Here is a 23253-nt window from a genome sequence, read left to right as displayed (position 1 = left end):
AATTATCAATGTTATTTGCTGCCCGTCGCGCGTTTCAGCGCGATACGGGCGGTAACACGCAGTCTTATCAACCGCCAGAACACCCAGATCAGCGTCCCGGCGGAAATCGCCGCGGTCAGAAGATAGGTGTCATTGTAGGCAAGAATATTGGCCTGCAGCGTCGCGGCGTTTTGCAGTAGCGTGCTGGCCTGCACGTTCAGCAGGGTGCTGTCGCCAATCTGGCTTTGGTACAGCTGGCTGTACTGCTGCAGGCGCTCGGTAATTAACGGGTTCAGGGTGGTGAGCTGATCGGCCAACTGACTGGAGTGGAACTTCTCACGCCAGGTCTGGAAGGTGCCGAGAATAGCCGAACCCAGCAGGCCGCCGATATTCTGGCTCATGCCAAACAGCACCGAAAAACTGACCAGGTTGCGCGGGTCGGCAATGACGCCGCCGATCCCGGCGAGCATCGCCGGAGCGAGGAAAAAGGCGCTGCCGAAGCCGAGTAAGAACTGGCTGAACATCAGCTGCTCCGGGCGAGTCAGGATGGTGGACTGACTGTCGAGCAGCGAGGCTATCATAATGCAGGCCAGCGCGGTGGCGATCGGCCAGTAGAGCCGCTGCGGATTGAGGGTCAGACAGCTGGCGACAATCCCGCTGAGGATGCCGGCGAAAATCGACCAGGCCAGGGTGCCCATCTGTTCGTTTTGCAGCCCCGCATACTGTAGCCAGCCGATAACCCCGGTATTTTGCTCCGCCAGGACGATGCGAATAAGCAGCATAATCAACCCCAGGCGCAGGATACTGCCGCTGGAAAGCCAATGCGTATTGAGCAGCGGGTTGCTGCGGTTGTGCTCAAAAACAATGGCCGAGACAATTAACACCACCGCGCCCGCCAGCGACCAGCCAATCCACGGGGCTTCAAACCACCAGTCGAGACGGCCAAGCGACAGGACCGCGCAGACCAGCGCCATCCCAGGCGCCAGCAACATGAAGGTAATGAAATCCTTTTTCTCGAACACCTTTTTCCGATCGCTGGGCGGCAGTTTGAGCACGATAACGCAGGCAAGGGAGATCAGCGCCAGCCCCAGTTCGAAGAAGTAGAGTCCGCGCCATTCGTCAAGCTGTAACAGTTCGGTGGAGAACAGGCGGGCAATGGGGATCGCCAGAGAAGAGCCGGTAATACCAATCGTCAACGCTTTCAAACGATGGCGAGCGGGCCACGCCTGCACCTGATAATAGATACCCAAAGAACTGAGCGCTGCCGCCACCATGCCGTGGGCGGCGCGGACCATCATCGCCGAGCTGAGATCGTTGACGAAGAGGTGGAAAAAGGTCACCAGCACATAGAGCACGAGGAAGCCTTCGGTAAAGGCGCGCAGGCCAAACTGCTGGCGGAATTTCACCAGCAGCAGGTTAATCGACACGTTGGTCATCACGTACACTGCGGGCAGCCAGGCGATTTCGGTGGACCATGCGGCAAAGGTCCCCTGCAGGTTTTGCAGGTTGGCGGTCACGACCGCATTACCCAGCGCGCCGGTCAGGCACACCAGCAGCCCGACGATGCCATAGGCGATGCGTTTCGGAGGACTGTGAATCGGCGTGGACGGCGAGCCGAGCAGCGCGGGTTTCTCATGCGGCGCCCAGTCATGAGGGCGATAGGGATTACTCTCGCGGCGCGGCATTATTTTTTCTCCAGCTCGCGCAGCAGTTTTTCCAGCACCCGCTGAGTGTGCTCGCGCTCCTCGGCGCTGATGGAACTGAGGATCTCTTCGCGCAGGGCGTCGGCCACGGTTTTGACCTGTTGATAGACCTCAAGCCCCTTCTCGGTGGCGACCAGCAGCCGTTTGCGTTTATCGCGCTCGGTGATAACCCGCTCGACCAGCCCCAGCCCGACAAGGCGATTGACCAGTGGAACGATGGTGGCGCTTTCCACGCCGAGTTCCTGGGCCAGCTCAATTTGCGACAGCGGCTCGGCGTTGCGGGCAATGGCCGCCACCGCGACCCAGCTGGCCTGACTCATTCCGAGGTCTTTCAGGCGGCGATTGACCGCCAGCCGCCAGTGGTGGGCCGTGAGATACAGCAAATGGGAAAAGGTAAGCTGGCGGTTATCCATAGTCTTCTTCGTATCCGATCCTGACAAAATCATTAGAGCTCTAACGATTCTATTCCTGATGGAAAACCAAATTCAAGGGCAGATGCTAAAAAGTTGTTAACACTACCTGCGCTTATCAGGGGGGGAGACGTCACAACCAGACACGCAGGGAGGGGGAGGCACGGACCGGGAAAGGGCGCGGCTGGTGGCATGCCCGGGCGCGGGCAAAAAAAAAGCCCGGGCTATAGCCCGGGCGGTGATTGCGGCATCCTTAACCTGGATAGATACCGCGATCTTTACGCGCCATCAGAATGCGTTCACAGGCGACGATATAGGCTGCGGTACGCAGAGAGCACTCTTTGTCCGCGGCCTTCTCGCAAACGTGAATGATCGCGTCAGTCATGATGCGGTCCATCTTGGCGTTGATCTCTTCTTCGCTCCAGAAGAAGCTCGCCATGTCCTGGACCCATTCGAAGTAGCTGACGGTCACGCCGCCGGCGTTACAGATAACGTCAGGAACCACGACGACGCCGCGTTCGGCAAGGACATCATCCGCTTCCGGATAGGTCGGGCCGTTCGCTCCTTCCAGCACCAGCTTACAGGTCAGTTTTTCCGCGCGCTCGCGAGTGATCTGGCCCTCCAGCGCGGCAGGGATCAGAATGTCCATCTGGGTGGTCCAGAAGGCATCTTTGTCGATTTCACGGGCGCCCGGGAAACCGGCAATCTGTTTCTTCTCAGCCTGCCATGCGGTCAGGGCGGCCATATCGATGCCCCCTTCGTTATACAGGGTGGCGGTGTGGTCCTGAATCACCACGATCCGCGCGCCCACTTCAGCGAACAGACGTGCGGCTTCGCTACCGACGTTACCGAAACCTTGCAGCGCCACTTTCGCGCCTTCAATTTCAATTCCGGAACGACCGGCGACTTCACGGCCGGTAATAAAGACGCCGCGCCCGGTCGCTTTTTCACGTCCCAGCGAACCGCCGAGGTGAATCGGCTTGCCGGTCACCACGCCGGTAATGGTGGTGCCATGGTTCATGGAGTAGGTATCCATCATCCACGCCATCACTTTACCGTTGGTACCGACGTCCGGGGCCGGAATATCTTTCTGCGGCCCGATAATCAGACCGATTTCGCTGGTATAGCGGCGGGTCAGACGCTCCAGCTCGCCTTCTGACAGGCTGAACGGGTCGACGCGAACGCCGCCTTTGGCGCCGCCGTAAGGAATATTGACCGCGGCGCACTTAATGGTCATCCAGGCAGAAAGTGCCATCACTTCGTTCAGGTCAACGTCTGGATGGTAGCGAACACCACCTTTACCCGGTCCACGCGATAGATTGTGCTGTACGCGGTAACCTTCAAAGTGGCGGATGGTGCCATCATCCATCTGCACCGGAATGTCGACAATCAGCGCGCGTTTGGGGTGACGCAGAGTTTCCACCCAGTAGGCGAGATCGCCCAGATAAGGCGCGACGCGGTCGATCTGGCGCAGGTAGGTTGTCCATGGAGATGTACTACTTTCAGATGCGTAAGATAACTTTTCCATAAGAGTCCTGTTCTCAATGTTATTTATGTCGTGTGAAACCGTGGAATAGGTACAGCAGTAAACTCTGTGCAATGAATGTTATCACCAATTTTATAAACCGGTATTTGACGGGCATTCCGAATTTTAAATTTTTGTTAGAAATTTGGTTTTTTGATTGCATAACTACGCACCGAAAAACGTGGTCATGTTGTGCATTTGTATGCATATTTTATGCACTTTAGTGAATGGTAAAATAATTTTTTCATATTTATCATTATCTTGATGATCTTCAAAAAGTGAATAAAATGACAGTTCCGGTATTGACTTTGTTACGCGACAGGGCCCAGCATGAGGGTACGCAATACACAAGGTATTAACTGAAAGTTAACAAATACCCATAAATATAAAAAGGCTTTGTTTTATTGTGGTGAATTTACCTTCATCGCAACGGGCTCGTTCGCCCGTAAAACAAGGAGCGGGGAATTGTTAATGTCGACTCACCATGATTGGCCCACTGAATAATGCCAATATTCGTTCCGGAGAATTGTTATGTCAGGCTCTATGACTCGTGAAGATTTTAATTCTTACATGGTTCCCTGTTTTGCCCCTGCGCCCTTTATTCCAGTGAAGGCGGCGGGCTCGAAAGTCTGGGATCAGCAGGGTAAAGAATATATCGATTTAGCGGGCGGTATTGCCGTTAACTCTCTCGGGCACACCCATCCGGCGCTGGTTGCGGCGCTGAAATCTCAGCTTGATAACCTCTGGCATATCGGCAACGGCTATACCAATGAACCGGTGCTGCAGCTGGCGAAAACGCTGGTGGAGTCGACCTTTGCCGATAAGGTGTTCTTCTGTAACTCCGGGGCGGAAGCCAATGAAGCGGCGCTGAAACTGGCGCGAAAATATGCCCACGATAAGTCCGGCGGCGAAAAAAGCGAAATCATCGCCTTCCAGAACGCTTTCCACGGCCGCACGCTGTTTACCGTGACGGTTGGCGGGCAGCCGAAATACTCATGCGATTATGCGCCGCTGCCGCAGGATATTACCCATCTGCCCTATAACGATATCGCGGCGGTCAAAGCGGCAATATCGGACCGCACCTGCGCGGTGATCGTCGAACCGATTATCGGCGAAGGCGGCGTGATGCCTGCCGACCCGGCGTTCCTGCAGGCGCTGCGCGAACTGTGCGACCAGCACGATGCGGCGCTGATTTTTGACGAGGTCCAGACCGGCGCCGGACGTACCGGCACGCTGTATGCCTACCAGCACTACAACGTGGTGCCGGATATTCTCACCAGCGCTAAAGGACTCGGCGGCGGTTTCCCGATCGGGGCGATGCTGGCCAAAGAGGCCTGGGCTCAGGTTTTCCAGCCAGGCACCCACGGCACCACCTTCGGCGGCAATCCGCTGGCGGCGACGGTCGCCAATACCGTTCTGGCACAGCTGGATGACCAGCTGCTGGCCGGCGTCGCCCGGCGGCATGACCTTATCGTCGAGAAGCTGAATGCGCTGAACGCCCGCTACGATCTCTTTAGTGCGGTACGCGGTATGGGGCTGCTGATCGGCGCGGAGCTGGCCAGCCATCTGCGCGGCCAGGCCAAAACCCTGACCAATCTGGCAGCGGAAGAGGGTCTCATTGCGCTGATTGCCGGTCCCGATGTTCTGCGCTTTGCACCGGCGCTCAATATTCCGCTGGCGGACATTGAGGACGCTTTCGTGCGCCTTGAACGCGCCGTCGCCCGCCTGACGCGCTAATCGGGAGACGGTTTATGATGCTATTTCGTCCCGTTCGGCAAGATGACCTCGACGATATTATCCGCCTCGCGTCGCGGGCGGGGGTCGGCATGACCTCGTTACCCAACGACCCCGCGCGGCTGGCCGCGCGGATCCAGCGCAGCGTCGAGACCTTTGCCGGTAAGCTGCCGCGCGGCCAGCAGGGCTTCCTCTTTGTACTGGAAGATACCCGCCTGGCGCGGGTCGTGGGGGTCAGCGCCATTGAAGTCGCCGTGGGCCTCGATGAGCCGTTTTATAATTTCCGCCTGCAGCGTACCGTCCGCGCCTCGAAAGAGCTGGGGGTATATAAAAATCAGGAGTTGCTGAACCTCAGCTACGACCATACCGGACACAGCGAGCTGTGCACGCTGTTCCTTGACCCGGAATATCAGAAAAACCGTAATGGTCTGTTTTTGTCGAAGGCGCGCTTCCTGTTTATCGCCGCCTTCAGAGAGCTGTTTTCACCGCATCTGTTTGCTGAATTGCGCGGACGTAGCGATGAGCAGGGCAATTCCCCCTTCTGGGACGCGCTGGGCCATCACTTTTTCGACATTCCGTTTGCCGATGCCGACCGGCTGACCGGTACGGGAATGAAAACCTTTATTGCCGAACTGATGCCGGCGTACCCGATTTACGTGTCGCTGCTGCCGGATGACGCCCGCGAAGCGATAGGCCAGGTGCATGCCAATACCTCGCCGGCGCGGGCGATTCTCGAGAAAGAGGGATTCAGCTGGCGCGGTTCGGTCGACATTTTTGATGCCGGCCCGGTACTGGAAGCCGAAACTGACGCCATCAGGGCCATCAGCGAGAGCCAGTTTATTCCGGCCATGCAGCTGATGACGGAGCGCTCGACGCCGCTTATCGTCGCCAACAACCAGTTCGAACAGTTCCGCGCGGTATTGATATCGCCGGACGATCAACCGCAACTTAATCAGGCCGCGCTGGACGCACTGGCGGTGAATGAAACCGACCGGGTTCATGCGGTGACTTTACATCCGGAGGCAAGAACATCATGGCGATAAATGCACAGTTAATCGCAGGGCAATGGCAGCAGGGGAGCGGCGCAACGCTGACCAAACTGGCTCCGGAAGATCAATCCGTCCTGTGGCAGGCGGCCAGCGCCGGTGCGGCGGAGGTGCAGGCGGCCTGCGCGGCGGCGCGCGGGGCATTCTATGCCTGGTCCCACCGACCGCTGGCGGAGCGCATCGCCTGCGTTCAGCGATTTGCGGCCCTGCTGGAAGCGCAAAAAGAGGCGCTGGCGACGCTTATCTCCCGGGAAACCAGCAAGCCGCTGTGGGAAACCCGGACCGAAGTGCAGGCGATGATTGGCAAAGCGGGCATCTCGATTGAAGCCTACAGCGAGCGTACCGGCCAGCGCGAAACGGCGATGCCGGACGGTAAAGCGCTGCTGCGCCACAAACCGCACGGCGTGATGGCCGTTTTCGGCCCCTACAATTTCCCCGGTCACCTGCCGAACGGACACATTATTCCGGCGCTGATTGCCGGGAATACCGTGGTGTTTAAGCCGAGCGAATTGACCCCCGCCACCGCCGAACTGACGGTGCAGCTGTGGCTGCAGGCCGGGATCCCGGACGGCGTTATCAACCTGATTCAAGGGGGGAAAGAGACCGGCCAGGCGTTGCTGGAAAACCGGGATATCGACGGCGTGCTGTTTACCGGCAGCGCTTCTACCGGGTTCCATTTCCATCGCTACCTCAGCGGCCAGCCGGAGAAAATGCTGGCGCTGGAGATGGGCGGCAACAACGCGCTGATCGTCGCCGACGTGACCGACAGCGACGCGGCGCTGAACGTGATTATTCAATCCGCCTTTATCTCTGCCGGACAGCGCTGCACCTGCGCGCGTCGGCTGCTGGTCAAACGCGGCGCCGAAGGCGATGCGCTGCTGCAGCGGCTGGTTGAGGCCAGCGCGAAGATTCGCAGCGGAAAATGGGACGCCGAACCACAGCCGTTTATGGGCGGAGTGATCTCGCTTCAGGCGGCGCAGGGGATGCTGGCGGCGCAGGACAAACTGGAAGAACTGGGCGGCAACATCCTGCTGCGCCTGCGTCAGCCGGACCCGCGCTCCACGGTCTTAACGCCGGGCATTATCGACGTCACCGGCCTGGATGTTCCCGATGAAGAGTACTTCGGCCCGCTGTTGACCGTGATCCGCTATGACACCTTTGATGAGGCGATCCGCATTGCTAACCACACCCGTTATGGGCTGGCCGCAGGGCTCATTTCCGCCGATCCGGCGCTGTTTGCGCAGCTTGCCGACGAGGCACGCGCCGGGATCGTTAACTGGAACAAGCCGCTGACCGGCGCCTCCAGTAAAGCGCCTTTTGGCGGCGTGGGGGCTTCCGGCAACCATCGCGCTTCGGCGTGGTATGCCGCCGATTACTGCGCGTGGCCAATGGCCTCCCTGGTCAGCGAAACGCTGACGCTACCGGCGACCCTCTCGCCTGGCCTGTCATTCTGATAACGGATTCTGTGAGGACACCATGTCTGGTTTTGAAGCTAATTTTGATGGCCTGGTTGGGCCGACGCACCATTACGCCGGTCTCTCGGTCGGCAACGAAGCCTCGCAAAACAACCGCGACGGCTTATCCAACCCGAAGAAAGCGGCGCTGCAGGGGCTGTTTAAAATGAAAACCCTGGCCGATAAAGGCTTCGTTCAGGGGATTTTACCGCCGCAGCCGCGGCCGAATATTTCCGCTCTGCGCGGACTGGGTTTTCAGGGGAGCGATGCGCAGGTGATTCAGCAGGCCGCAGTCGAAGCGCCGCATCTGCTGTCCGCATTTAGCTCTGCGTCGTCGATGTGGACCGCTAACGCCGCCACGGTATCGCCTTCCGCCGACAGCGCCGACGGGAAGCTGCATTTCACGGTCGCCAACCTGAACAACAAGCTGCATCGTTCTCAGGAGGCGCCGACCACAGCGTCGATTCTGCGCGCCACCTTTGCCGATGAGACCCGTTTTAGCCACCACGACGCGCTGGCGCAGCATGGCGATTTAGGCGACGAAGGGGCGGCGAACCATAACCGCTTTTGCACCGACTATGGCCGCCAGGGGGTACAGTTTTTTGTCTACGGTAAGCGCGCCAGCGGCGGCGTGGCGCCGTCGAGATATCCGGCCCGCCAGACCCTCGAAGCCAGCCAGGCGATTGCGCGGCTGCATCGGCTGAATCCGGAATATACCGTATTCGCCCAGCAGGATCCGGCGGCCATCGACCACGGCGTGTTCCATAACGATGTGATTTCGGTCAGCAACCGCCACGTGCTGTTCCATCATCAGCATGCTTTTTTAAATCAGCAGGCGGTGCTGGACACGCTGCGGGAGAAAACCGCACGGCTGGATATCCCGTTTACCAGCGTCGAAGTGCCCCAGGCGCAGGTCAGTCTCGACGATACCGTGGCCTCCTATCTGTTCAACAGTCAGCTGCTCAGTAAAGCGGATGGCTCGATGCTGATCGTGGTGCCGGAAGAGTGCCGCCAGCGCAGTAATGTCTGGCAGTACCTGAATGAACTGGTCAGCAGCGGCGCTTCGCCGATCAACGAAGTGGCGGTCTTTGATCTGCGAGAAAGCATGCGTAACGGCGGCGGCCCGGCGTGCCTGCGCCTGCGCGTCGTGCTGAATCATGACGAACTGGCGGCGGTGAATCCACGTAGCCTGATGAATGACGAACGCTATCAGCAGTTGACCGGCTGGGTTGAAAAACATTACCGCGACCGTCTGCATGCCAGCGACCTCGGCGACCCGCAGCTGTTGAGCGAGGTTTACCAGGCCCTTGATGAACTGACGCAGATTTTAGGTCTGGGTTCGGTCTATGACTTCCAGCGCTAAGGGGCCGGGAATGGAAAAAACAGTCAATGATTTACTCCACTGCAAGCTGAGCAGTTGGCCTTTTCCGGCGGCGATGGAGGCCAGTTGGTTAGCCGATGGCGTGCTGCAACTGCTGCCGCAGACGCCCTGGACGCAGGCTACGGTAGTGTCGGCGGGGATTCATGGCAACGAAACCGCGCCGATTGAGATCCTGCTGCAGATCATGCAGGCGCTGAGCGAGGGTAAACAGCCGCTCAGCCATGCGCTGCTGCTGGTGTTCGGCAATCTGCCGGCCATTCGCGCTGGTCGCCGCTATTTACATAATGACCTGAACCGTCTGTTCGGCGGGCGGCATCTCGCGGTGGCGCCGGGGAATGAGTCCCGGCGTGCGGCGGAGCTGGAGGGGGCGGTCGCGGCCTTCTTTGCGACCGCGGATCGCCAGGGCCAGGTGCGCCGTCTGCATCTGGATTTGCATACCGCGATACGCGGTTCGCGCTACCGCCAGTTTGCGCTGCTCCCGGCCCGCGAGGGCGAGTATGACGCCGGGTTTTACGCGCTGCTGCAGGCCAGCGATATGGATGCCATCGTGCGTCATACCGAACCGGGCGGCACCTTTACGCACTACACCAGCGAAAAATTCGGCGCGCAAAGTGCCACCCTGGAGCTGGGCAAGGTGCTGGCTTTTGGCGAAAACGACCTCCGTCTGTTTGCCGGGACCGACGCCACGGTGCGCGCGCTGATTGCCGACGCTGCGCTACCTGCGCGGGCCAAAGCGCCGGCGGACTATTTTCTGGTGCAGGAGAGCATCATCAAGAGCGACAGCGATTTTACGCTCAACCTTGACCCGAAAATTGACAACTTCACCGCGCTGCCCGCCGGGTATGAAATTGCCCGCCAGCCGGATAAAACGTGGGTTGTTCCGGCTCACGCGCCGTACATCTTATTTCCGAATGCGGGAGTGGCAACCGGGCAACGCGCCGGTTTGTTGCTGAAGTCAGCCGCGCCATGCCTTTCTTTGCCTGCTTGAAGGAATCGACATGACTCAACATCAACGCGAGGGGCAGGTGAATCCTGCCATCGACGGGGAGTGCCCGTCGCAACTCAAACGCGGCCTTGGCGCCCGGCACATTCAGATGATTGCGCTGGGCGGCGCTATCGGCACCGGCCTGTTCATGGGGGCGGGAAGAAATATTGCGGTGGCGGGGACGTCAATCCTCGTGATTTATCTACTGGTGGGGTTTTTTACCTATATGGTGATGCGGGCTATGGGCGAGGTGCTGCTCACCCGGCTTGATTACCGTTCTTTCGCCGATTTCGTCGGCGATTATCTCGGTCCGCAGGCCAGCTTCTATTTAGGCTGGACCTACTGGCTGAGCTGGGTGGTGACCTGCATCGCCGATGTGGTGGTGTGCGGCAGCTATATGCAGTACTGGTTTCCGGAGATGTCAGCCTGGATGCCGGCGCTCAGCACCCTCGGCATTCTGTTCCTGTTCAATTTGCTGTCGGTCAAAATGTTCGGCGAGGCCGAATTCTGGTTTGCGCTGATCAAGGTCATTACGATTATTGCGCTGATCGTCACCGGCGCGTGGATGGTGGCGACCGGCTGGACCTCGCCTGATGGCGTGAAAGCTTCGCTGAGCCACATCACCGACCCGACGGTGTTTATGCCGCATGGCGTCACCGGCTTCTTTGCCGGTTTCCAGATAGCTATCTTCTCCTTTACCGGAATTGAGCTGCTCGGAACGATGACCGCCGAAACCCGTGACCCGCAGAAGATTTTACCGAAGGCGATTAACGCGCTGCCGCTGCGGATTATCATTTTTTATCTGCTCTCGATGGTGGTGATTATTGCCGTGGCTTCCTGGCCTGGCGTCTCGCCGGATGCCAGCCCCTTCGTGACGCTGTTTGCTAATGCCGGACTGCCTGCGGCGGCGGCGGTGATTAACTTTGTCGCGCTGACCTCGGCGATGTCATCGGCCAACAGCGGCGTCTACTCCAGTACCCGCATGCTGTACGGCCTGTCGGTAGAGAAACATGCCCACGGCCAGTTCCGCATTTTGTCGCGCACCACGCGTATTCCGGTGCGTAGCCTGCTGTTCTCCTGCTTCTGCATGCTCAGCGGTACGCTGCTGCTGTTCCTGGTGCCGAACGTGATGACGCTGTTCACCATTGTCTCGACGCTGGCGGCGATTATGGTGGTATTCAGCTGGGGGATGATTCTGGTGGCTTATCTGGTGTACCGCCACAAGCGTCCGGATCTGCATCAGCAATCGATGTTTAAGATGCCGGCGGGGGTTGTCATGAGCTGGATCAGCCTGCTGTTTTTCGCCTTCTCGATTTTTATCATGATCTTCGATCCGGATACGCTGAAAGCGCTGATGGCGACGCCGCTGTGGTTTGTGGCGCTGTGGCTGTTCTGGAAGATAAAACAGAAGCGGGAAGGGCAAACGCAGCTGGAGAAGCTGAACGCCTGACCTGACGCCGACAGCAGCGAGTCTGCTGTCGGCGTGGTCTTAGCCAATCATGACCTGCCCGCAGGCATCGGATTCCGTCTGCTGCCACAGAAGAGGGCGTCTGTCGACAAGCCCGCCGTTCCTGCCAGATACCCCCGCGACCGTCCTCCGCGCCTGTTATCGATCTTCGCGTGGCCAACATGATTATTAGCGAGCCTCTGCGCGTTAATGGCATCATTGCGGCCATGATTCGGGCGCAGGCCAGCGTTTTTCGCTATTGTGGGTTCTTTTTTAGTGACGTATTGCCGTTTATTCGCCGCCACCGTGGGCGGCGGTTTATGATATGGCCGGACGTCCTTGACGGATGAGATGGCACGAAAGGAGCGAGTATGAGTGAGCAGTTTCCATCCCTGCCGGATGCCACGCTGGCGGCGGCCAACTGCCTCGGCCAGTGGCTGGCGCTGGATGATTTTACCGCGCAGGCGCCGACGCCGGCGGTGGATATTGTGGTGCTGGCGGGCAACGCGGTGATCCCGACCATTGACGCCGCCTGTCGGCTGGCGGCTGACGCCGGGGTGCCGCTGCTGATTAGCGGCGGGGTTGGCCACTCCACGGCCTTTCTTTACGACGCGATACGCAACGAGCCGCGCTATCGGTCGCTGCCGGTCGACGGGCGCCCGGAGGCGCATATCCTCGCCGATATCGCCCACCGTTTCTGGCATATCCCCCGCGACAGGATCGTGGTTGAGGATCGTTCCACCAACTGCGGCGAGAACGCGCGCTTTACCCGCGAGATGCTGGCGGCGACGGGAATCGCTCCCCGCGCCGGCGTGGTGCTCCAGGATCCGACGATGCAGCGGCGGACCATGGCGACCTTTGCCCGCGTCTGGCAGGACGAGACGGTCGCGCCGCAGTGGTACAGTACGCCGGGCTGTGCGCCGCTGCTGGGCAATACGGCGAACGGGCTGGCTTTTCGCGGTGACTCTGCCGGGCTGTGGCCGGTCGGACGCTATCTGTCGCTGATTCTGGGAGAGCTGCCGCGGTTGCTGGATGCCCCCCAGGGATACGGCCCGCGCGGAAAAGATTTTATCGTCCATGTGGATATCCCCGCCCGGATCCTCGAAGCCGGACAACGGTTGAGTGAGGACAACCTGCTGGGTGAAGCGCTGCACGCCCGCGCTCCCGGATGAGTGTTGCCCGTTTGCGGCGCGTTTTTCGCAAACGGGCAGTTTTTGTTGCCAATATGTAACTTTATCGCCGTGATGTCGGCGCGTTTTCATGAGCTGTTTCACAAAATCATGCTGACCGTCTGCTTCTGGCGCTGCGTGTGGGTAGATTTTTAACAAATAAGTTACTTGTTAAAAACACTAAATCTACAGGAGCAGGCCATGACAGCACCCGTTCAGCACCCGATGTATATTGATGGTCAGTTTGTGGTTGGGCGCGGCGACGCCTGGATCGATGTACTCAACCCGGCAACGGAAGCGCTGCTTTCCCGTATCCCCGATGGTACGGCTGACGATGCCCGGCGGGCTATTGAGGCGGCAGAGCGTGCGCAGCCGGCCTGGGAGGCGCTGCCGGCGATTGAGCGCGCGGGCTGGCTGCGGAAAATTGCCGCCGGCATTCGCCAGCGCGCGCAGGAGATTGCCGCGCTGATCGTGGCGGAAGGGGGCAAAATCCAGCAGCTGGCGGCGGTGGAGGTCTCATTTACCGCCGATTATCTTGACTATATGGCCGAGTGGGCGCGTCGCTATGAAGGCGAAATCGTCCAGAGCGATCGGCCAGGGGAAAATATCCTCGTCTTCAAACGCGCGCTGGGCGTCACCACCGGAATTCTGCCGTGGAACTTCCCGTTCTTCCTCATCGCCCGCAAGCTGGCGCCAGCGCTAATTACCGGCAACACCATCGTCATTAAACCCAGCGAGTTTACCCCCAACAACGCCGTCGCATTTGCGCAGATTGTCGATGACATCGGCCTGCCGAAAGGGGTGTTTAATCTGGTGCTGGGCCGCGGCGAAACCGTTGGTCACGAGCTGGCGGCAAATGCCAAAGTGGCGATGGTCAGTATGACCGGCAGCGTCGGCGCGGGCGAGAAGATTATGGCCGCCGCGGCGAAGAACATCACCAAAGTGTGCCTTGAACTGGGCGGTAAGGCGCCGGCTATCGTGATGGATGATGCCGACCTTGAGCTGGCGGTAAAAGCGGTGGTGGATTCCCGGGTCATTAACAGCGGGCAGGTATGTAACTGCGTGGAGCGGGTCTACGTGCAAAAAGGCATTTACGATCGATTTGTGAATCGCCTGGGCGAAGCCTTAAAGGCGGTACAGTTTGGCGACCCGGCTACCCGCGACGATATCGCCATGGGGCCGTTGATCAACGCCGCCGCGCGGGAACGCGTCGAACAGAAAGTGGCCAGGGCGTTAGCGCAGGGGGCGCGTCTGGCGCTGGGCGGCAACGCGGTAGCGGGGAAGGGCTATTTTTATCCGCCGACTCTGCTGCTGGACGTGCGTCAGGAGATGGACATCATTCATGAAGAGACCTTTGGCCCGGTGCTGCCGGTGGTGGCGTTTGACACCCTGGATGAAGCGCTGGCGATGGCCAATGACAGCGACTATGGCCTGACCTCCTCGATCTATACCCGGGATCTGAACGTGGCGATGAAGGCGATAAAGGGGCTGAAGTTCGGTGAAACCTACATTAACCGTGAGAACTTTGAAGCGATGCAGGGCTTTCATGCCGGATGGCGAAAATCGGGTATCGGCGGTGCCGACGGTCGTCATGGGTTGAATGAGTATCTGCAAACCCAGGTCGTCTATTTGCAGTCTTAAGCGCCGGTTTCGGCTGACCAACAAGCGGATAGCCAGGCTATCCGCTTTTTTGCGTCGCCGCGATGGCTAGTGGGCAAATTTATCCAGCACGCGGATTAGCTGGGTGACAAAACCGTACTCGTTATCGTACCAGGCAACGGTTTTGACCAGCTGAACGTCGCCGGCTTCGGCGACTTCAAGCTGGGTGGCATCGTAAATCGAGCCGAAATGGCTGCCGATAATGTCGGAAGAGACGATCTCTTCTTCGGTGTAGCCGAAGGATTCGTTGTTCTCCGCCGCTTTCTTCATCGCCTGATTGACCTCATCGGCGGTGACTTTTTTCTCCAGGATGGAGACCAGTTCGGTGACTGAGCCGGTTTTGGTCGGCACGCGCTGGGCGTGACCCTTCAGCTTGCCGCTGAGCGCTGGAATAACCAGCCCGATGGCTTTCGCCGCCCCGGTGGTGTGCGGGATGATGTTTTCCGCCGCCGCGCGCGAGGCGCGTAAATCTTTCCCCCGCGGGCCGTCAACCAGCGACTGAGTGCCGGTGTAGGCATGAATGGTGGTCATGGTGCCGAGCTTAATGCCGAAAGCGTCGTTGAGGACTTTGGCCATCGGCGCCAGGCAGTTGGTGGTACAGGAGGCGACGGAAATGATGGTGTCATCGGCGGTCAGGGTATCGTCGTTGACGTTATAGACGATGGTTTTCATGTCACCGGCAGGGGCGGAGATCAGGACTTTTTTCGCCCCGGCATCAAGATGCGCCTGCGCCTTCTCGGTGGATGTGTAGAAGCCGGTACACTCGACAATCAGTTCCGCACCCACCGCTGTCCACGGAATATGCCGGGCCTCTTTCTCGGCATAGACGGTAATTTTTTTGCCATTCACGATGAGCGCATCTTCCGTAAAATCAACGCTCCACGGGAACGGCCCGTAGTTTGAATCATGTTTTAACAAATAGGCCAGCACTTTCGGCGAGGTAAGATCGTTGATCGCCACCACTTCAAGCGGGCTGTTCACTTCCAGTAAACGGCGTAATACCAGACGTCCGATACGACCAAAGCCATTAATCCCTAGTTTGCTCATCTAAAGCCTCCGATAGGATAGTGAGTGAGGTTGAGGGTATAAGACACTCCAGGCATACTCTACTCATGGCGAATCGGCAACCCGGAAAGTCTCGCCATCCGCTAAGCGGTTGAAAAACACTACAGAAAAATTAATGTATTCTCTGCCGCGGGCTAGTCGCGTTTCCCGTATCTTGCTAAGCGCGGTGTTCCCTCGTATTTTGAACCTTTTCACCGCCCGTCGGGCATGAGTGACTTTGCGACGAGGAATCATGGAACGTTTATTTGTTTACGGCACGCTGCGTCCGGGCCATGAAAATGCCCCCATTCTGGAAAATATCGGCGGCGAGTGGCTGCCGGGTTGGGTGCACGGCACGTTTTATGCGCGCGGCTGGGGGGCCGCTGCCGATTTCCCGGGTATCGTCCTCGATAAACAGGGGCCCCGGGTCGACGGTTATCTCTTTATATCGGATAAACTTGCCGCGCACTGGCCGATGCTGGATGAGTTCGAAGAGGGCTACGACCGGGTGGCGGTAGAGGTGACGATGGCAGAGGAGCAGAGCGTGACCGCGTGGATCTATCAGCTTCAGCCGCCAGCCCGCCGATAACGCATCCCGGCGGGCTGCTCCAGGCCATGTGCTCCGCCCGGCGGCGGGCAGGGCGTGGACGTGGCAAACTTATTTGTCGCGCCAGCCCATCGCCGGCGCAACATGTTGCAGGATGGACTCGATGACGTGCACGTTGTAATCGACGCCGAGCTGGTTTGGCACGGTCAGTAGCAGCGTATCCGCCTCGGCAATCGCCTCATCCTGCTGCAGCTGCGCAATCAGCTTGTCCGGTTCGGCGGCATAGCTGCGACCGAAAATTGCGCGGGTCTTCTCGTCGAGGAAACCGACTTTATCGCTGTCGTCATGGCTGGAGCCAAAATAGCGCCGGTCCCGATCGTCCATCAGGGCAAAAATGCTGCGGCTAACGGAGACGCGCGGCGTCCACGTATGCCCGGCTTGCGCCCAGGCGTCGCGATAGGCCCGGATCTGTTTCGCCTGCTGAATATGGAACGGTTCGCCGGTTTCATCGTCTTTTAAGGTCGAGCTTTGCAGGTTCATTCCCAGTCTGGCGGCCCACTCCGCCGTTGCATTCGAACCGGCGCCCCACCAGATGCGCTCGCGCAGGCCTGCGGAATAGGGTTCCGGGCGCAGCAGACCCGGCGGGTTCGGGAACATCGGCTGCGGATTGGGTTTCGCAAAGCCTTCGCCGCGCAGGACGTCCAGCAACACCTCAGAATGCCGGCGCGCCATATCGGATTCATTTTCCCCTTCGCCAGGGACGTAACCGAAATAGCGCCAGCCGTCGATCACCTGCTCCGGGGAGCCCCGGCTGATACCCAGCTGCAGGCGTCCGCCGGAGATCAAGTCCGCGGCGCCGGCATCTTCGGCCATGTACAGCGGGTTTTCATAGCGCATATCGATAACGCCGGTACCTATCTCAATACGCCGGGTTCTGGCGCCGATCGCCGCCAGCAGAGGAAACGGCGAACTGAGCTGACGGGCAAAGTGATGCACTCTGAACCAGGCGCCGTCAGCGCCCAGCTCTTCAGCGGCCACCGCCAGATCGATGGATTGCAGCAATGCGTCAGCGGCAGAGCGGGTAGCGGACTGCGGCGATGGCGTCCAGTGTCCGAATGACAAAAATCCAATCTTTTTCATGACGTCTTTATCCTGGTTTGCAGGGAATGTTCAGTAGACGGGTGCCGGCCTCGGTGAAGCCGGCCGGTTCTCGTTTGGCATAATCACTACTTTACGTATTCCCTGAGGAGAATAAATAACGTTTGTTTAACATAATGCATCAAATAAATTGATTGAAACGGGGCGCCGGTAGCGCCGTCCGGGAGAGAGCGGCTGGGGCGATGCGCCGCTGAACCCCGATAATATGTGGCGCATTTTAGGCCAATTCGTCGCTCAGTTCCCTGTTAAGCTTATTGTCCCGTCAACGTTGTCAGAGTGTGATGATGTCAGAAAAAACGCCGCCGGCGACATCCGGCGATTGGGTCGACTTTCGCCGGGATGCCGCTACGGGTATTGAAAGTGTCAACGCGCACTTTAAAGGCCATGCTTACGACAGCCACGACCACGAGGAGCTGCTGCTGGGGGTCACTTTACAGGGTTCACAGCGCTTCAGCTGTCACCGCGCGGTGCATACCAGTACGCCGGGGAAAGCGATCCTTATCGAACCGGGAGCCGTGCATGATGGCCACGCCCCGCAGCCCAGCGGATTCACCTATGCCATGCTCTACATCCCGCAGCGCTGGATGTCCGACAGTCTGCGTCAGCGCGGCATGGGCGATATTTCTCTGGTGGAAGCCGCCTTTCGCCATACGCTGACCGACGATCGCGACTTGATCATGGCCATCTCGCAGGCGTTTGCGGCCATTCATCATGGGGAAGGTCGGTTGGCGTGTGATGAGAGCCTCGATCGTCTGGTGGCGCATCTGACTCCTCACGTTGCCGTGAAGCCGGCGACGGCGATGACCGATTCACTGGTCAGGATGAACCGGGTCCGCGAGTATCTGCACGACCATCTCGCCTGGAATACCGGCCTCGATGAGCTGGCTGAGATCAGCGGTATCGACCGGTTCCGCCTGAGCCGGCAATTCAAGGCGGCCTTCGGGCAGACGCCCCATGCCTATCTGGTCAGGCTGCGCCTGCGCACCGCGCGACGGCTGCTGGCCGGAGGCCTCGCGGTGTCGCAGGTTGCGGCAGAGACCGGTTTTGCCGATCAGAGCCATCTGGGTCGCTGGTTCCGGCGCGCTTACCGGATCTCACCGGTGGCCTTTCAGAGCCGCTGCTCAAACGTTCTATACTGATGCCCCGGGCTTACGTGAAGATAATATTTTCGCGGTACAGACAGGAGTATTTTGATGACCTTTGACACGAAGATTGCCTATATCGTGCGCGATGATTTAGCGACATGGCAGCGACTGAACGTGGTGGCGTTTCTGGCGACGGGGATTGCCTCTGCGGCTCCCGAGATCCTCGGCCAACCCTATATCGATTCACTGGGCCGGCAGTATGGCAATATGTCTGGCCAGCCCATGCTGATATTTGAGGGCGGGCTGGAAAAATTACAGGTTGTGCATCGCAAAGCGCTTGAGCGGGAAGTGACCATTATTCCCTACATTCACGCCATGTTTGCCACCGGGTACGATGAGGCCAATCGTGAGGTGTTTATCAGCGCCGATGCGGAGAATCTGGATCTGGTCGGGCTCGGGATCCGTGGCCCGAAAAAAATGGTGGATAAGGTGATCAAGGGACTTTCCCTCCACGGTTAGTTTGCCTGCCGTTGCCACGAGGGCGGATTGCCCCAGGTCGCTGCCGCCTCGGGCGGCAGAAACCCTGTCCGCCCCCATCTACCATCCTGCTTCGACGGGAATCGCGTATTGACCTGCCTTCAGTCGCTGTTGTCCTTGCGGCGATCTGTGCTTTAATTCAGAGATGGCGCAATTGGCCAACGGCCTGATTGCCGACATGTTTTCATCGACGGTTCCGGGAGTTGCGCTGCATTCCTCTCTTCCCGCACCCGATACTCTCTTTTATTCTCTGAGTGAAATATGACCCTGAATCAGTTTTATCCAATCGGTACCCCGGGGCAACCCTGGACAGCAGTCGAAATACAACGCTGGCGGCAGAATCAGAGGCGATCCCGGAGCTATCAGCGCGATGTGTCCGCTGTACTTGATGGCCTGAAGCAGCGCTTCGATGTCATTCAGTATGGCGAATTGCGTTACGCCGATGATGTTTATCCGTTGAGGGCGGCAAAATCAAAAAACTGGGACGATACTCTGCCGGTGGCTCTCGTTACCGGCGGCGTCCACGGTTATGAAACCAGCGGCGTGATGGGCGCCCTGACGTTTTTGACTGAATATCAGGATGAGTATGCGGGAAAAATCAATCTACTGGTGGCGCCCTGCGTCAGCCCCTGGGCCTATGAGCGTATTTCCCGTTGGAACTACGATGCCGTCGACCCTAACCGGCAATTTTTCCCCGAGGGCGCAGCGGAGGAGTCCCAGGCCTTGATGAGGCTCATTTCGCCGCTGCAAGGCCGCTTCGCCGTGCACGTTGATTTGCATGAAACGACCGATACGGACGAAAGTGAGTTCAGCCCCGCGCGGGCTGCCAGGGACGGCGTGGCCTATAAACCGGAGAATATTCCTGACGGTTTCTATCTGGTCAGCGACGAGCGCAATTCAAGACTGGATTTCCAGAGCGCGTTGATTTCTGCGGTTGCGCAGGTGACGCACATTGCTCCGTCGGTGCCTGGGGAGACCGTGCTCGGTTATCCGGTCATCGGTCATGGCATTGTTGAGTATGACAATAATGCCTGGCACCTGTGCTCGACCATAACCGGCGCGCCGTTTACCACCACAACCGAAGTCTATCCCGATAGCGCGAAAACTTCTCCGCAGGAGTGTACCCGGGCGCAGGTTGTCACCGTCCGGCGGGCCATTGAATTTGCATTATCACGCTGAGTGATCGGAGCGGGCAGATATCGCCCGCTCTGCCCGCCAGGTTTTGCCGATCCTTTCCCCTGGGCTAACGACAATGCGTTTTATGCTGCATGCGCAGGCCATGTCCTGGCCGCATTCTCATCACGCCGATGCACATTCTGGCGCCATCGGCGGCGGCCTCGAGCGAAGAGCAGACCCAACAGCGGACTACAGGCACTGATTTGGCGCGTTTGCTGAAAAGGGATCGATATGCACCATGACATTGAGAATGCCGTTTGTTTGCAACACTCTTTCCCGCGCCGCGACGGCGATGTCATGGCTATCGCGGACGGAGAGATGTTCCGGCACCTCCAGATGCACATCGACAAGGATAAGATCTCCCGCTTTACGCGTTTTCAGATCATGAAGCCCGGCGACCCCCGGTGTTGACAGAAGCAGCGCTTTGATTTCATGTTCTTTATCGCTATCCGCCGCGCGGTCCATCAGATCGTGCATCGCATCAGCCGCGAATGCGTAGCCCATGCGCAGGATCAGCAGCCCGACCACCAAAGCCGCCGCCGGATCAAACCACGGGTAGCCGGCCAGCGTCCCGGTAATACCGATAGCGACAACCACCGATGAAGCGGCATCAGAACGGGCATGCCATGCATTGGCCATCAGCAGAGAGGACTGGAGGCGGATCGCCACCCTGTGCATATAGCGGAACAGCGTTTCCTTGATCGCGAGAGCGGTAAGCGCGACCCACAGCGCGGTAACATGTACCTCGGAGAGTGACTCAGGGTGCAGCAATTTCCCGGCAGCCGACCACAGCATACCGACGCCCACGGCAACCAGCATCATTCCGAGAATCAATGACGCGCCGTTCTCGTATCGCCAGTGGCCGTAATGGTGATCGTTGTCCGAGGGTTTACGGCTTTTTTTATTTGCCAGCAGCACCACCGCATCTGCCACTAAATCAGAAAGAGAATGAATACCATCAGCAATTAAACCCTGAGAGCCAGAAAATATACCGCTAAGAATTTGCATGAATGACAAGATAATATTAACCGCGGCGCTGATTAATGTGCTTTTTTGTGCGATAGCTGAACGTTCATGATACCCATTATCATTTCGCATAAAACAGTCCGTTTAAATAATTAACATCAGGCACTGGATTATACTGGCGTAATCTTAATGTAAGGTTAATGATAAAAGAATAAGTTACGGGTGAGCTGATTTATATATATCCGTCATGCCAGGATGACTCATTTCCTGATCACAAGGAAAACCACTATGCATCTGGAACGACACAGTATCGGCAAAGTAGGGTGGCTGAGAGCGGCGGTGCTGGGCGCGAATGATGGCATCGTGTCGACCGCCAGTCTGGTTCTCGGGGTCGCCGCGGCGGGCACTTCGCCGTCGGGTATTTTACTGGCCGGGGTGGCCGGGCTGGTTGCGGGCGCCATGTCGATGGCAACCGGCGAATATGTTTCCGTTTCATCGCAGGCGGATAGCGAACACGCGGCGCTCAGTCAGGAAAAAAGAGAGCTGGCGGCAAATTACGAGGAAGAGGTGCAGGAACTGGCTTCGCTGTACAGGCAGCGCGGACTGGAGCCGGCCCTGGCGCAGCGGGTCGCGGAACAGCTTATGGCGAAGGATGCGCTGGACGCTCATGCCCGGGAAGAGCTGGGGCTGACGCAGACCAATTCGGCGCAGCCGCTGCAGGCCGCGATATTTTCAGCGTTTAGCTTTTCCGCCGGCGCGCTGCTGCCTGTCATCATCGCCTGGCTAGCGCCGGCAACGCGGGTTTTTCCGTTCGTGATTCTCGCCACCCTTTTTTCGCTGGTCATTCTTGGCTATATCTCCTCGGTTGCGGGGAATGCGTCACCGTTGAAGGCAATAATAAGAATCACGTTCTGGAGCGCAATGGCTATGGCTTTATCCATGGGGGCCGGTTCTCTCGCCGGTCAGGCGATGGCCTGAATGACCGTTAAGCGATAAGGAAACATAAAATTGAAAAAATATTCAGGGAGTCAGATAGCGCTGCACTGGCTGGTGTTGCTGCTCATCGTCATCACTTACGCGGCGATGGAGTTTAAGGGGATCTTCCCTAAAAATTCCCCAGGTCGTTACTGGATGGCGACCGCGCATTACAGTTGTGGGGTCAGCGTATTTATTCTGATGTTAGTCAGAATGGTCGTCAGGCTTTTTTCTCCGCAACCACCGGTGGTCCCGGCGCTATCCCTGTGGCAGAAACTCAGCGCCTCGTTGATGCATTTTATTTTATATTGCCTTTTTATTATCCTTCCGGCACTGGGGGTTCTGTCGCTCTATTTTGGCCAAAAAGAATGGAGCTTTATTTTTATTAATATGCCGATTTCAGCAGTGAAAAACAGTCTGCTGCAAAGCAGCCTGAAAGACGTTCATGAATTCCTGGCCAATACCGGTTATTTTATCGTTGGTTTGCATGCCGCGGCTGCCCTGATGCACCACTATATATGGCGTGACAACACCTTACTCCGAATGATGCCAGGAAAACATCGGGACTGAGCCGGTAATCTGCCCCCTCACTGGGTCATGCCGGGAGAGCGTCGCGCGCAACCTCCCCCGGAGACCGTTCTCCGGAACACGCCGGCGCGTTCCGGTTTGTATTTCAGCGCCACGCGCTATCGGGGGATAATGCGTGCCTCTCTCAGCTGCGCGAAGAGACTGAAAAACATTTCGTCGGTTGCCTGCATTCGGGAGAAGCCCGCCCGACGCAGTTTGCTACCATCGCCAAACATGTCGTAATGCCAGCCAAAGACGAAATCGGCAAAATTGCCGTCGCTGAGCCGTAAAAGTTCCGGCTCCACCAGCCGCTGCCCGGCAAGGTCGCGCCATTGCGCGCGATAGTCCTTAAATAACTGCTGAAAGGAGAGCCTGACCGGCGGGGCAACCTCCAGCCCAAACCAGCGTGCGATCTGCGGCCATAGTTCGCTCCAGCGCCAGACGTCACCGTTATTGACATTGAAAGCCTGATTCTGCGCCACGGGCGAGGTTGCCGCCCACAGGGTCGCCTCTGCCAGCAATCCGGCATCCGTGAAATCGACGATGCTGTGCCAGGTCTGTGGTGAACCGGGAAAACGCAGCGGCAGATTCAACGCCCGGCACAGCGAGGCGTACAGGGCGATGCTCAGGGCGAGATTCATGGTATTGCCCGCCACCGCGCTACCCACTACGCCAGGGCGGATGGCATTCCAGTGCCACGTTTTTC

General features: G+C 58.3%; 21 protein-coding genes. 14 read left to right on the top strand and 7 right to left on the bottom strand.

All coding sequences use genetic code 11. The annotated features are described in order from the left end of the window. Nucleotides 1-11: 11 nt before the first annotated feature. From GRPL_RS07550 to GRPL_RS07560, 3 genes are all read right to left on the bottom strand, one after another. A complete protein-coding gene (locus tag GRPL_RS07550) occupies nt 12-1664 on the bottom strand; it encodes an MFS transporter (RefSeq protein ID WP_032687958.1) in 1653 nt (550 codons plus the stop codon). Then, the gene (locus GRPL_RS07555; protein WP_032687956.1) at nt 1664-2095 is read right to left on the bottom strand and encodes a MarR family winged helix-turn-helix transcriptional regulator; all 432 of its coding nucleotides are present in this window, start codon (nt 2093-2095) and stop codon (nt 1664-1666) included. The genes GRPL_RS07550 and GRPL_RS07555 overlap by 1 nt, the downstream gene beginning before the upstream one ends. A gap of 250 nt (nt 2096-2345) precedes the next feature. After that, nucleotides 2346-3620 carry a Glu/Leu/Phe/Val family dehydrogenase gene (locus GRPL_RS07560; RefSeq protein ID WP_004861355.1) on the bottom strand — a complete coding sequence of 425 codons (1275 nt, stop codon included), beginning with the start codon at nt 3618-3620 and terminating at the stop codon, nt 2346-2348. Between the two features lie 528 nt (nt 3621-4148). Here GRPL_RS07560 and GRPL_RS07565 point away from each other — a divergent pair. The 8 genes from GRPL_RS07565 to aldA all read left to right on the top strand — a co-directional run bounded on the left by GRPL_RS07565 (nt 4149) and on the right by aldA (nt 14474). Next, a complete protein-coding gene (locus GRPL_RS07565) occupies nt 4149-5354 on the top strand; it encodes a bifunctional succinylornithine transaminase/acetylornithine transaminase (RefSeq protein ID WP_032687954.1) in 1206 nt (401 codons plus the stop codon). 17 nt (nt 5355-5371) lie between these two features. Then, a complete protein-coding gene (gene astA, locus GRPL_RS07570; protein ID WP_162180100.1) occupies nt 5372-6394 on the top strand; it encodes an arginine N-succinyltransferase in 1023 nt (340 codons plus the stop codon). Further along, the gene (astD, locus tag GRPL_RS07575) at nt 6385-7851 is read left to right on the top strand and encodes a succinylglutamate-semialdehyde dehydrogenase (RefSeq protein ID WP_032700028.1); all 1467 of its coding nucleotides are present in this window, start codon (nt 6385-6387) and stop codon (nt 7849-7851) included. The genes astA and astD overlap by 10 nt, the downstream gene beginning before the upstream one ends. Before the next feature lie 22 nt (nt 7852-7873). Further along, nucleotides 7874-9214 carry an N-succinylarginine dihydrolase gene (astB, locus tag GRPL_RS07580; RefSeq protein ID WP_032687950.1) on the top strand — a complete coding sequence of 447 codons (1341 nt, stop codon included), beginning with the start codon at nt 7874-7876 and terminating at the stop codon, nt 9212-9214. 10 nt (nt 9215-9224) lie between these two features. Next, nucleotides 9225-10220 (top strand): succinylglutamate desuccinylase, encoded by a 996-nt coding sequence (astE, locus tag GRPL_RS07585; protein WP_032696317.1) that lies wholly within the window; start codon nt 9225-9227, stop codon nt 10218-10220. Between the two features lie 10 nt (nt 10221-10230). Then, complete coding sequence (locus GRPL_RS07590) at nt 10231-11667, top strand: amino acid permease (protein WP_032687948.1); 1437 nt, start codon at nt 10231-10233, stop codon at nt 11665-11667. 368 nt (nt 11668-12035) lie between these two features. Then, complete coding sequence (locus tag GRPL_RS07595) at nt 12036-12836, top strand: YdcF family protein (RefSeq protein ID WP_032700027.1); 801 nt, start codon at nt 12036-12038, stop codon at nt 12834-12836. Between the two features lie 198 nt (nt 12837-13034). Then, complete coding sequence (gene aldA / locus GRPL_RS07600; protein ID WP_032700026.1) at nt 13035-14474, top strand: aldehyde dehydrogenase; 1440 nt, start codon at nt 13035-13037, stop codon at nt 14472-14474. Between the two features lie 66 nt (nt 14475-14540). Here aldA and gap read toward each other — a convergent pair whose 3' ends face one another. Beyond that, nucleotides 14541-15539, bottom strand: a complete 999-nt coding sequence (gene gap, locus GRPL_RS07605; RefSeq protein ID WP_032687945.1) for a type I glyceraldehyde-3-phosphate dehydrogenase — start codon at nt 15537-15539, stop codon at nt 14541-14543. A 250-nt stretch (nt 15540-15789) separates the two neighbouring features. On the opposite strand from gap, the gene GRPL_RS07610 reads away from it, so the two are divergent. Then, nucleotides 15790-16125 (top strand): gamma-glutamylcyclotransferase family protein, encoded by a 336-nt coding sequence (locus GRPL_RS07610; protein ID WP_032700024.1) that lies wholly within the window; start codon nt 15790-15792, stop codon nt 16123-16125. Between the two features lie 69 nt (nt 16126-16194). Here GRPL_RS07610 and GRPL_RS07615 read toward each other — a convergent pair whose 3' ends face one another. Continuing rightward, on the bottom strand, nt 16195-17223 hold the full coding sequence (locus GRPL_RS07615) for an LLM class flavin-dependent oxidoreductase (protein ID WP_032687943.1): 1029 nt from the start codon (nt 17221-17223) through the stop codon (nt 16195-16197). Nucleotides 17224-17525: 302 nt separating this feature from the next. Here GRPL_RS07615 and GRPL_RS07620 point away from each other — a divergent pair, with 302 nt between their 5' ends. The 3 genes from GRPL_RS07620 to GRPL_RS07630 all read left to right on the top strand — a co-directional run bounded on the left by GRPL_RS07620 (nt 17526) and on the right by GRPL_RS07630 (nt 20042). Further along, nucleotides 17526-18380 (top strand): AraC family transcriptional regulator, encoded by an 855-nt coding sequence (locus GRPL_RS07620; protein WP_032696313.1) that lies wholly within the window; start codon nt 17526-17528, stop codon nt 18378-18380. 54 nt (nt 18381-18434) lie between these two features. Beyond that, the gene (locus tag GRPL_RS07625; RefSeq protein WP_032687940.1) at nt 18435-18845 is read left to right on the top strand and encodes a DUF2000 domain-containing protein; all 411 of its coding nucleotides are present in this window, start codon (nt 18435-18437) and stop codon (nt 18843-18845) included. Between the two features lie 390 nt (nt 18846-19235). Beyond that, on the top strand, nt 19236-20042 hold the full coding sequence (locus tag GRPL_RS07630) for a M14 family metallopeptidase (RefSeq protein WP_223306622.1): 807 nt from the start codon (nt 19236-19238) through the stop codon (nt 20040-20042). A gap of 186 nt (nt 20043-20228) precedes the next feature. Here the strand turns inward: GRPL_RS07630 and GRPL_RS07635 are convergent, their stop codons facing one another. Then, nucleotides 20229-21137 (bottom strand): cation diffusion facilitator family transporter, encoded by a 909-nt coding sequence (locus GRPL_RS07635; RefSeq protein WP_032700020.1) that lies wholly within the window; start codon nt 21135-21137, stop codon nt 20229-20231. Nucleotides 21138-21293: 156 nt separating this feature from the next. Here GRPL_RS07635 and GRPL_RS07640 point away from each other — a divergent pair, with 156 nt between their 5' ends. Together GRPL_RS07640 and cybB are read left to right on the top strand one after the other, a co-directional pair. Beyond that, the gene (locus GRPL_RS07640; protein WP_032687936.1) at nt 21294-21983 is read left to right on the top strand and encodes a VIT1/CCC1 transporter family protein; all 690 of its coding nucleotides are present in this window, start codon (nt 21294-21296) and stop codon (nt 21981-21983) included. Nucleotides 21984-22013: 30 nt separating this feature from the next. After that, entirely contained in the window at nt 22014-22550 is a 537-nt protein-coding gene (gene cybB, locus GRPL_RS07645) for a cytochrome b561 (RefSeq protein WP_032700018.1), read from the top strand. A 116-nt stretch (nt 22551-22666) separates the two neighbouring features. Here the strand turns inward: cybB and GRPL_RS07650 are convergent. Beyond that, nucleotides 22667-23253: Rossmann-fold NAD(P)-binding domain-containing protein (locus GRPL_RS07650; protein ID WP_032700016.1), on the bottom strand; the 587-nt coding region annotated here is incomplete at its 5' end.

This window comes from Klebsiella planticola ATCC 33531, assembly GCF_000735435.1.
Taxonomy (GTDB): Bacteria; Pseudomonadota; Gammaproteobacteria; order Enterobacterales; family Enterobacteriaceae; genus Klebsiella; species Klebsiella planticola.
This window is presented reverse-complemented; position numbering and strand designations above follow the sequence as displayed.

Coding starts and splice junctions, on each gene's coding strand:
- GRPL_RS07550 (WP_032687958.1), bottom strand. CDS start 1,664: ATGCCGCGCCGCGAGAGTAATCCCTATCGCCCTCATGACTGGGCGCCG.
- GRPL_RS07555 (WP_032687956.1), bottom strand. CDS start 2,095: ATGGATAACCGCCAGCTTACCTTTTCCCATTTGCTGTATCTCACGGCC.
- GRPL_RS07560 (WP_004861355.1), bottom strand. CDS start 3,620: ATGGAAAAGTTATCTTACGCATCTGAAAGTAGTACATCTCCATGGACA.
- GRPL_RS07565 (WP_032687954.1), top strand. CDS start 4,149: ATGTCAGGCTCTATGACTCGTGAAGATTTTAATTCTTACATGGTTCCC.
- astA (WP_162180100.1), top strand. CDS start 5,372: ATGCTATTTCGTCCCGTTCGGCAAGATGACCTCGACGATATTATCCGC.
- astD (WP_032700028.1), top strand. CDS start 6,385: ATGGCGATAAATGCACAGTTAATCGCAGGGCAATGGCAGCAGGGGAGC.
- astB (WP_032687950.1), top strand. CDS start 7,874: ATGTCTGGTTTTGAAGCTAATTTTGATGGCCTGGTTGGGCCGACGCAC.
- astE (WP_032696317.1), top strand. CDS start 9,225: ATGGAAAAAACAGTCAATGATTTACTCCACTGCAAGCTGAGCAGTTGG.
- GRPL_RS07590 (WP_032687948.1), top strand. CDS start 10,231: ATGACTCAACATCAACGCGAGGGGCAGGTGAATCCTGCCATCGACGGG.
- GRPL_RS07595 (WP_032700027.1), top strand. CDS start 12,036: ATGAGTGAGCAGTTTCCATCCCTGCCGGATGCCACGCTGGCGGCGGCC.
- aldA (WP_032700026.1), top strand. CDS start 13,035: ATGACAGCACCCGTTCAGCACCCGATGTATATTGATGGTCAGTTTGTG.
- gap (WP_032687945.1), bottom strand. CDS start 15,539: ATGAGCAAACTAGGGATTAATGGCTTTGGTCGTATCGGACGTCTGGTA.
- GRPL_RS07610 (WP_032700024.1), top strand. CDS start 15,790: ATGGAACGTTTATTTGTTTACGGCACGCTGCGTCCGGGCCATGAAAAT.
- GRPL_RS07615 (WP_032687943.1), bottom strand. CDS start 17,223: ATGAAAAAGATTGGATTTTTGTCATTCGGACACTGGACGCCATCGCCG.
- GRPL_RS07620 (WP_032696313.1), top strand. CDS start 17,526: ATGTCAGAAAAAACGCCGCCGGCGACATCCGGCGATTGGGTCGACTTT.
- GRPL_RS07625 (WP_032687940.1), top strand. CDS start 18,435: ATGACCTTTGACACGAAGATTGCCTATATCGTGCGCGATGATTTAGCG.
- GRPL_RS07635 (WP_032700020.1), bottom strand. CDS start 21,137: ATGCGAAATGATAATGGGTATCATGAACGTTCAGCTATCGCACAAAAA.
- GRPL_RS07640 (WP_032687936.1), top strand. CDS start 21,294: ATGCATCTGGAACGACACAGTATCGGCAAAGTAGGGTGGCTGAGAGCG.